Source organism: Actinomycetota bacterium (assembly GCA_005774595.1).
In the GTDB taxonomy this organism is placed as follows: Bacteria; Actinomycetota; Coriobacteriia; order Anaerosomatales; family D1FN1-002; genus D1FN1-002.
This window is the reverse complement of the sequence record VAUM01000058.1, coordinates 1-8,654: the sequence shown is the minus strand read 5'-3', so window position 1 is coordinate 8,654 and position 8,654 is coordinate 1. Positions and strand designations below refer to the sequence as shown.

General features: G+C 72.7%; 7 protein-coding genes and 2 tRNA genes. 2 read left to right on the top strand and 7 right to left on the bottom strand.

Annotated elements, in window-relative coordinates; all coding sequences use genetic code 11:
- The first annotated feature begins 39 nt into the window (after positions 1–39).
- Together FDZ70_03920 and FDZ70_03915 are read left to right on the top strand one after the other, a co-directional pair.
- A tRNA-Gly gene (locus FDZ70_03920) sits at positions 40–115 on the top strand.
- A 61-nt stretch (positions 116–176) separates the two neighbouring features.
- A tRNA-Cys gene (locus FDZ70_03915) sits at positions 177–250 on the top strand.
- A 400-nt stretch (positions 251–650) separates the two neighbouring features.
- Here FDZ70_03915 and FDZ70_03910 read toward each other — a convergent pair.
- The 7 genes from FDZ70_03910 to FDZ70_03880 all read right to left on the bottom strand — a co-directional run.
- Positions 651–1,157, bottom strand: a complete 507-nt coding sequence (locus tag FDZ70_03910) for a YqhA family protein (GenBank protein TLM78797.1) — start codon at positions 1,155–1,157, stop codon at positions 651–653.
- Positions 1,157–2,848 carry a hypothetical protein gene (locus FDZ70_03905; GenBank protein TLM78796.1) on the bottom strand — a complete coding sequence of 564 codons (1,692 nt, stop codon included), beginning with the start codon at positions 2,846–2,848 and terminating at the stop codon, positions 1,157–1,159. The genes FDZ70_03910 and FDZ70_03905 overlap by 1 nt, the downstream gene beginning before the upstream one ends.
- Positions 2,849–2,851: 3 nt before the next feature.
- A complete protein-coding gene (locus FDZ70_03900) occupies positions 2,852–3,616 on the bottom strand; it encodes an HAD family hydrolase (GenBank protein TLM78795.1) in 765 nt (254 codons plus the stop codon).
- Positions 3,555–4,121, bottom strand: coding sequence for a hypothetical protein (locus FDZ70_03895; protein TLM78794.1), 567 nt, complete (start codon positions 4,119–4,121; stop codon positions 3,555–3,557). The genes FDZ70_03900 and FDZ70_03895 overlap by 62 nt, the downstream gene beginning before the upstream one ends.
- A gap of 27 nt (positions 4,122–4,148) precedes the next feature.
- A complete protein-coding gene (locus FDZ70_03890; protein TLM78793.1) occupies positions 4,149–5,225 on the bottom strand; it encodes a hypothetical protein in 1,077 nt (358 codons plus the stop codon).
- Positions 5,222–6,010 (bottom strand): anti-sigma factor antagonist, encoded by a 789-nt coding sequence (locus FDZ70_03885; protein ID TLM78792.1) that lies wholly within the window; start codon positions 6,008–6,010, stop codon positions 5,222–5,224. The genes FDZ70_03890 and FDZ70_03885 overlap by 4 nt, the downstream gene beginning before the upstream one ends.
- A 10-nt stretch (positions 6,011–6,020) precedes the next feature.
- A partial coding sequence (locus tag FDZ70_03880) for a GAF domain-containing protein (protein TLM78791.1) occupies positions 6,021–8,654 on the bottom strand: 2,634 nt, incomplete at its 5' end.

Genomic DNA, 8,654 nt, shown 5'->3' with positions numbered 1-8,654 from the left:
CCTCATGCCCCGTTGCTAGACTAGCGCTCGCGCTTTCACGCGGACGTGGCTCAGTTGGTAGAGCACAACCTTGCCAAGGTTGGGGTCGCGGGTTCGAATCCCGTCGTCCGCTCCAGCGATATCCAGGAGGCCGGCTCTTCAGGGTCATCGAGCCCGGGACCGGCCTTCTTTCACAAGGCGACGTGGCCAAGTGGCAAGGCAGGGGCCTGCAAAGCCCTTATCCCCGGTTCGAATCCGGGCGTCGCCTCCATGCGAACACGAAGGGCCGCCCACCCGGGCGGCCCTTTGCATGCGTGAGCGCGCCACGCCCCTGGTCACGGGACGCGCCGCGCGGTTCGCGTGCGGAAAGCGACGCTACTTCGCGGCGTACTTGATCTCGAGCCGCTTGGCCTGCTCGAGACGGTGGAGCCCCTTGTTCAGGTCCGACTGGTCCGAGATGTTCTCGACCGCCCACTTCACGATCTCGGGCGGGACCAAGGGGTAGCGCTTGCGCGCCTGCGACACGGTCATCTGCTGTCTCCTTCTGCTGCGACGTACTGCTGCGACTTGTGCTGCGCCCCGATGACCGCGGGACACTCAAGATGCTACACCCCGTACACCTGTTCGCGTCAAGAGCGCATCCGCGAGCGGTCGCGGGCGGCCCCTCGGCCCTACTCGCCCTTGCCGCGCCCGATCCGGCCGAGGAAGAAGGTCAGCGCGCCGATGACGGCCGCCACCGACAGCCCGAGGTAGAGCAGGTTCAGGTACGAGTCCACCTCGATCGTACGGCCGAGGAACGACACGCCGAGCACGACCACGACGACCCCGACGAGCTTCTCTTTCAGGTCGTCGAGGTCGTGGATCTCGAGCCACGCCGGCAGTGGGAGGCGGTCGTCGATGAACAGCTCGAAGAGGCCCAGCGAGATGATGTAGAGCACCGTGGCCAGCAAGAACACGTCCGCGACCTCGATGAACTCGACGACGGTCGCCTTCTGGCTGACGGCCCCGTGCAGCGACTCGGTGATGACCGCGACCGTCCGGGCGCCGCCCATGAGCACGAGCGCCACCGCACTCGCGAACAGCCCGACAACCGGCACCGCCACGATGTAGCGCGTCCAGCCGGTCACCTTCAGCCCCAGTCCGCCCTTCGCGGGCGTCGCAGGCCTGGTCTCGTCCATCACTCCCCGCCCCCGTCTCTTCGCACGCGCACCTTCGGATGGAACCTCCCCACGAGGTACGTCACCAGCGGCGTCAGCAGCGCCGCGAACCCGACCGCTGTGGACTGCAGCAGGTCGAGGTCGTACTTGAACGCCCACTTCAGGTCCGGCAGCAATGCCGTGACCTGCGGCCCCCACGCCCAGCAGTACCACGCGACCTGCAGGCCGAGGAACGCCAGCACGGCGATCGCGGTGGCTGGTCCGAGCGCGAGCCAGTGCGACAGGTACCGCCCGCGCGGACCGGGCGGCTCGCGCCGTAGCAGCGGGTAGACCAGCGCCGCCACGGCTGCCCCGACGAGCAGCGCGATCGCCGCCTCGGCCAGGCGCAGGTTCATCCACGCGTCGACCATGTCCTCCTCATTGAAGGCCGACAGCGACCAGAGGTGTCCGTGCACGAGGAAGAACAGCCCGTTGTAGACCGCAGCGTACGCGGCGACACCCGCCAGTGCGGCCGCCAGCGCCCGCCGGCTCGCGATGCCGATGATCGCCAGCGCGACGACGCACGCGACGGAGCCCGCGAGCGCGAGCCACGCGCGGTCCACGCGTCCGTCGCGCTGATACGCCGCGTCGGCCGAGGCGATGGCGTCCTCCTCGCTCCCGCGCGGGACGCCGAGCGCGCTGTAGCCGAGCACGTCGGCATACGCGCGCGTGAACGCCGCGCGCTGCCGGGCACCGGCGTCGGTGACCGCCGGCGGCATGCTCGCCACGATCCCGGGGATGACGGTGCCCTTCGCGTACGCGGGCGGGCCCATGCCCATGAGCGCGGCCGTCGTCGGTGCGACGTCGATCAGGCGCGCGTTCCCCGAGCCGAACGCCACGCCCGAGCCCGCGAACACCGCACGCACGGTGACGGCCTCGGGCTCCCAGCCGCCGTGCCCGCCGGCGTCGATGTGTCCGTGGTCCGCGACCACCACGAACGCGGTGTGCTCGTCGGACAGCCCCGCGACCAGGCGCGACAGGTCCGCGTCGACCTTCGCGACAACCTCGGCGTACCCCTGCGAGTCACCGCCGAAGTCGTGTCCCGCCTCGTCGACGTCCGGCACGAGCAGGAGCACGAACTCCGGGTCCGCCTCCTCGGCGAGGCGCAGCGTGTCGTCGACCATCTGCCCGGTCAGGTACTCGCCCTCGTGCCAGTCGCGGAACCGCGACGCGGTCGCGAGCTCCGTCGGGTACAGCGTCGCGAGGTCGGACGGCCCGACGATCACCGTGCGCTTGCCGGCCCTCGCCGCGTCGCCGATGAGCGTCGGGACCTCGACCGGGCGCTCGTACCAGTTCGTGGTCACAGCGGTGATGTCGTGCGGCGCGCCCGACAGGATCGCCGTCCAGTCCGGGTACGACAGCGACGGCTGCGGCGTGACCAGCGAGAAGTCCGAGCCGAACCCTTGCAGCGTGTTCAGCGTGCCCATGGTGCGGGCCGCGTCCTCGCGCAGTCCGTCCACGATGACGAGCACGAGCCGGGGCGCGGGTGCGGGCGATGCGAGCGCCGAGGCCGGGGCGTCGGGCAGCATGCCGATGAACGGGCTCTCGTACGTCGCGACCTGGTCCCACGAGTAGCCGGCGAGCGAGTACGCTCCGTAGCCGAGCGCGACGCACGTCGCGAGCCCGGCGACGAGCAGCGTCCACCGTGCCCAGGGCGGCATCCGCCCGTTCATCCCCTACCCCTCCAGTCCCAGCGCGTCCTCGAGCGCCTCGAAGTCCGCGATCGCGTCGGGCGCGCCGGCGCCGTGACGGTCGACGAGCACCGCGAGCATCCCGACCGACCGCGCACCGAGCAGGTCCGCGTACTCGTGGTCGCCGACGTGCGCCGCGGCTGCGGGCGCCACGCCGAGCCGCTCGCACGCGAGCTCGAATATGCGCGGGTCGGGCTTGTGGAGCGCGACGTCGGCCGAGGACACGACGGTGTCGAGCAGGTCGCCCACGCCCGTGCCTCCGAGCACGCCTTCGAGCCGGCTGTCCCAGTTCGAGATCGCGCCGAGACACAGCCCGCGGTCGCGCAGGCGCGTGAGCGCCGGCAGCACGTCGGGGTACGGCCGCCAGCGCGCGGGGTCGCCGAACTCATCGTAGACGCGCCGCGCGAGCACGACCGCCTCCTCCTCGCCGACGCCGAGCCGGCGGCAGAGCAGCGCGTACATGCCGACCCACACGCCGCTCGTCTCCTCCTCGCTCGTCCAGAACGTGTCGTCGGAGCGGTAGCGGTCCTCGTAGTAGGCGTCGACGAGCGGCATCAGGTCGTCGATGGCCTCGAGCCCGTGGTGGTGGCCGGCGGACGCGAGTATCTCGCGGCACACGTGGCTGACGCTCGGGTACGGGTGGATGAGTGTGTTCCCGACGTCGAAGAAGACTGCCTCGAGCACGGCGCTACTCGAGGAACTCCGCGATGTCGGTCCGGTGCGGCGGCGCCACGGAGGCGCCTTCCGGATAGCCGAGGACGACGAGCGCGACGACCTCCCGCTCCGGCGGCAGGAGAACCACCTCGGCCAGCTGGTCGCGGACCCAGAAGCCGAAGGTGATGCAGCACGAGGCCAGGCCGAGGTCGGCAGCCTTGAGGAGCACGTTGTCCAGCACGCAGCCGGTGGCCAGCAGCATGTTGAGTCGGTCGATCTCCTCGGAGGACTTCGGCTGCGACAGCACGAGCACGACCGGGGCGTCGCCCAGCGTGGAGAAGAACCGCGATGCGTCGCGGATGCGTTCGTCGGGCAGGATGCCGACGTACTCCTCGAGGTGCCGCGTGGTCAGCGCCATGACCTCGCCGAGCAGCTGACGGCGCTCGCCGGAGACGAAGTGCAGCCTGGTCGGCTGGGCGTTCATGGACGAAGGCGCCGCGGCGGCCGCGGCAACGAGCCGGTCGACCGCCTCGCGCGGCACCGGCTCGGTGGTGAACTCCCGGCACGAGTGCCGGGCAGAGAGGACCTCGTCAAGCTCCATGCTTCTCGACCTCCTCGGTCTCGGCCCCTATCGTATCCCAGCCAGGAAGCGCTCACACAGCGCCTTCGTCGCGTCCGGCCGCCCGAGTGCGCGCGAGTCCTCCGCCATCTCGCTGAGGCGGTCGGGGTGCGTGGCGAGGAAGCGCACGCGGGCGACCGCATCGTCCTCGTCGCGCGCTGGCAGCGCGGCGCCCACGTCGACGAGGAAGTCGCCGTCACGGAGGGCCCGCTCGTCGGGCGCCTCGTGTACCACCAGCGGCACGCCCGCCGCCAGGGCGGCGAACACGTGTGGCGAATCCGCAGAGCACACCGCGACCGACGCCGATGCGAGCACCTCGGCCTGCGCGTCGGGCCCGGGCACCGCCCGCACCGCCCCGGTCGCCGCCGCCCCGAGGTCCGACGCGAGGCGCGCGTCGTCCCCGGTGGCTATCAACACCGGCACGCCGAGCGACGCGAGCCCGCGCACGAGCGCCCGCCCGCCGGGCGTCACGCGCTCGGGGAGCACGCCCACCGCGAAGCGCTCGCGGGCCGGCGGCGCGGGCGCGGCCGACGGCACGCCCGTCACGGCCACACGGTCGAAGGGCACGCCGCGCACGACGAGCTCGTCGCGCGCCTCGGCGCACGGGACGAACCACAGCGCCACACCGGGGTGCAGCCAGCACGTGACCGGGTCGAAGTGCGGCAGGAGCGCCGCGGTCAGCCAGCGGCCCGCGGACGCCTCGGCCGCGATGCCGGCGGCAAGGTCTCCGCACGCCAGGACCGCACTCGTCCCGGCGCCGGCGAGTTCGTCCGCGGCGCGCTCGATGCCACCGGCGGCCAGCGTGGCGACCAGCGGGTCGTCCTTCAGCCGGCCGGCCAGCGCCGCGAAGTCGCCCGCCACCGCCGCCCGGGCGCCGCCGGGTGTCACCCCGGTCAGCCGCATCGCCGCGGCCTGCGGCACAGCAGCCAGGAGCAGTGATGTCCGCGCGACCGGAACGCCGGCGTGCTGGGCCAGGTACGCCTCGGCGAGTCGCGCCGCCGCGTCCTCGCGGGGCGCGTTCCCCGGCGAGGCCACCACCACGCACTGCGGGTGCGGATCGATCGGTCCGACCTCCGCGGCCGTCACAGCTCCGGACCGCCCGCACGGATGTGCTTCACGAGGCGCACCCGGGCGCCGCCGCCGTCGCTGCGCTCGAACTCGACGCGGTCGGCGAGCGCGCGCATGAACGGCACGCCCCGCCCGCACGGCGCGTACAGGTCGCCGGCGCCCGTGGGGCACCCGTCGAACCCGCCGCCCGAGTCGTCGACGACGACCTCCACGCGGTCGGCGAACGCCGTCACCGCGACCCGCACCGAGTCGGCCTCGCCGCGCGGCGAGCCGTGACGCACCGCGTTGGCGAGCGCCTCGCCGATCGCGACCTTCATGTCGAACTCCGCCTGCTCTGACAGGCCGAGCGGGTCCATGATCTCGCCGACACGGGCCCGCAGCCCCGCGAGTTCCGACACTGCGGCGGGCGCCTCCACGCACTCGGTCCACAGCGGCTCCAGGCCGACGCCGTCCGGCGCGAACGACGTCAGCGCGGCGTCGGCCGACTCCGCGTCGCAGATGGTCGGGGCGACGGTGAGCAGGCCGGACAGCTCGAGGATGCGCGAGACGCCGCGCGTCGCCCCGGCGACCACGATGCGGCCCCCCTCGGGCGCGACGCGGTCGTTGAGCCACACGACCAGCCCGAGCGCCGAGCTGTCCGCGTACGAGACGTCCGACAGGTCCAGCACGAAGTTGACGCAGCCCGACTCGAGCATCGCCTCGATCTGCGGGCGCAGCCCATCGACCACGGCGAGGTCCATCTCGCCGTGCAGGTCGGCCACGCACACCGGCGCCCTCGCCTCTCTCCGGATGCTGAAGCTCACCGCTCTCCCATCACACGTCCGGCCCGGCCGCCGCAGGGGCCTCGCCCTCTCGCACACGCCTCGCAGCCAGCACCGCCACGTCGTCGCGCAACCCGTCGGGCGCGAAGCGCTCGAGCGACTGCATCAGCGCCCGAACGACCTCGGCGGAGCCGTGCCCCACCTTCATCGCGCGGCGGAGCCTGCCCTCGCCGAAGAAACGATTCCCGTTGCGCGCCTCGGTGACACCATCGGTGTAGAGCAGCAGCGAGCCGCCCTCGGGAACGGTCACCGTGCAGTCCTCGTACGCGGCGCCCGGCACGGCTCCGAGCAGCGGGCCGGTCGGCGAGAGGCGCTCGAAGCCCGACGGCTCGACGGTGCGCACGAGCGCGGACGGATGGCCGCCGTTCGCGTACACCAGCCGGCCGTCGGCGACGTCGATGAGCCCGAGCCACACCGTGACGATGTCGGTCGAGGAACCGCCGTCCCTGAACATGCCGTTGAGCGTCGCCAGCGTCGCGCCGGGCGACATGCCGGTCGCGATCAGGCTGCGCACGCCGTACTTGATCATCGACGTCTTCGCCGCGGCCGCGATGCCCTTCCCGCACACGTCGCCCATGGCGAGCACGACCCGCCCGTCCGGCGCGAGGAACACGTCGTAGTAGTCGCCGCCGATCTCAGCCTCTGTCGACGCGGCGCGGTACTCGCTCGCAAGCTCGAGGCCGGGCACCTCGGGCAGACGGCCGGGCAGCAGGCTCGTCTGCAGCGCGGACGCCACCGAATGCTCGCGGCCGTACATCTGCGCCGCGTCGATCGCGAGCGCCGCCTGCGAGCCGAAGGTGAGCAGCAGCTCCATCGACTCCCGGTCGTAGGCGTCGGGCACCTTCGAGAAGACCGTGATGACGCCGATGCTGCGCCCGCGCGCGAGCAACGGCGCGCACATGAGCGAGGACAGCCCGTGCGAGGCGGCGGCACACACGAGCAGGTCGGACGAGAACGCGTCCATCGCCCCGAGCCGGACAGGCTGCTGCGTCTCGAACGCCCGCCCCGGGACGTCCTCCCCGCGCCGGACCTCCAGATAGAGCATGTCCTGGCTGACGAGCCCCCTCGCCATCGCCGTGGCGAGCACCTTCTTCGCGGCGTCATACGTCATGAGCGAGACGGCGTCGGCCTCGAAGATCTTCTGGACCACGTCGAGCACGCGGTTCAGCACGACCTTGGTCTGCAGCGAGCTCGAGACCGTCTGGGTGATGCGGAAGACCGTCTCGAGGCTCCCGGCGCGCCGGTGCGCCTGCTCGAACTGGAACGCGTTCTCCAGTGCGAGCGAGACCTGCTGGCCGACCGCGCCCGCGAGCGCCGCGCTGCCGGTCGCCTCCTCGTCAGGGAGCGACGCGAACTCGTACACGAGCAGGCCGGTGACCGCGGAATCACGCAGGAGCGGAACGAGGATGACCGCGGCGATGCCCGACCCCTCGGCCATGGCGGCAGCGGACGGGACCTCCGCCACGTCGGCGACGAGCAGCGGCGCGTCCGCCTCGCCCGCGCCGGACTCGGCGACCGCGTCCCACACCCCGATCCAGCCGGGCGAGAAGCCCCGTTCCCGCAGACCGAACGATTCCGGGTCGCGGACGCAGACACCGTTGCGGAACGACCCGAGCAGCGCGCCGGAGATCGCAGCCACCGCGTCGAGCGCCTCGGCAAGGTCCCCGGGACTCGCCAGCCGTTCCGCCACCGCGCGCAGGACCTCGGCCTCGCGACGGGACGCCTGCTCGAGCTCGAAGAGACGAGCGGTGCGCAGCGCGACGGCCACCTGACCGGCGAACGTACGCACCATCTCGATCTCGGCCTCGGTCAACTCCCGAATGTCCTGCTGCAGCACGACCGCGCCGAGGTGCTCGGGCCCGTACGCGAGCGGGATCACCACGCCACCTCCGGGCCCGCCCGCGACGAGCCGGCCGAGGCCCGGCACCTTGCTCTCGCGCGCGGGGCGCGTGGGGCACGACGGCCCCTGTCCCGAGGCGCCGTCCGTGAGCCATGCGCGCGCGTCGTCGGGAAGCGCTGCGCCCTCCTCGAGCGAGTGGTCCGAACTGCGGGCGAGCACGAGGCGGTGCCGCGCCGTGTCGTGCAGGTACACCGCGGCACACGCGGACGGGGCGATGTGACGCAGCGCCGAGAGGGTCGCGTCGAGCACCTGCTCGGTACGCGAGGCGCCCGCCATGAGGTCGGACACGTCGTGCAGCGCGTTGAGCCGCAGGATCAGCGCGTTGAACGCGGCCGTGAAGCGGCCGACCTCGTCGTCGCGCGCCACCGGCAGCGCGCGGACGAACGCGCCATCGACCGCCTTGCGGGACCGCGCTTCCAGCTCGCGCAGCGGACGGACCAGACGGCGCGCGGCGGCGAACGTGAGCGCCGCGAGCACGACGCCGACCACGAGCATGGCGACGGCGCCCGGCACGAGCGCGACCCACGTGTCACGCACCGTGGCGCTCTCCGGCTCGACCGCCGCAACGCGCCAGCCGAGGCCCCGGAACGATGTGAGCGGGAGGTAGGCCCCCGAGTACGCGCCCGACTCCCCGGGTGCGAGTTCGACGCCGCCGACCGCGCCGTCCCGCGCCGGCAGGAACCCCGCGCCGACGAGGTCCGGAACGGCGGCGTCGCCCCCCATGAC

Coding starts and splice junctions, on each gene's coding strand:
- FDZ70_03910 (TLM78797.1), bottom strand. CDS start 1,157: ATGGACGAGACCAGGCCTGCGACGCCCGCGAAGGGCGGACTGGGGCTG.
- FDZ70_03905 (TLM78796.1), bottom strand. CDS start 2,848: ATGAACGGGCGGATGCCGCCCTGGGCACGGTGGACGCTGCTCGTCGCC.
- FDZ70_03895 (TLM78794.1), bottom strand. CDS start 4,121: ATGGAGCTTGACGAGGTCCTCTCTGCCCGGCACTCGTGCCGGGAGTTC.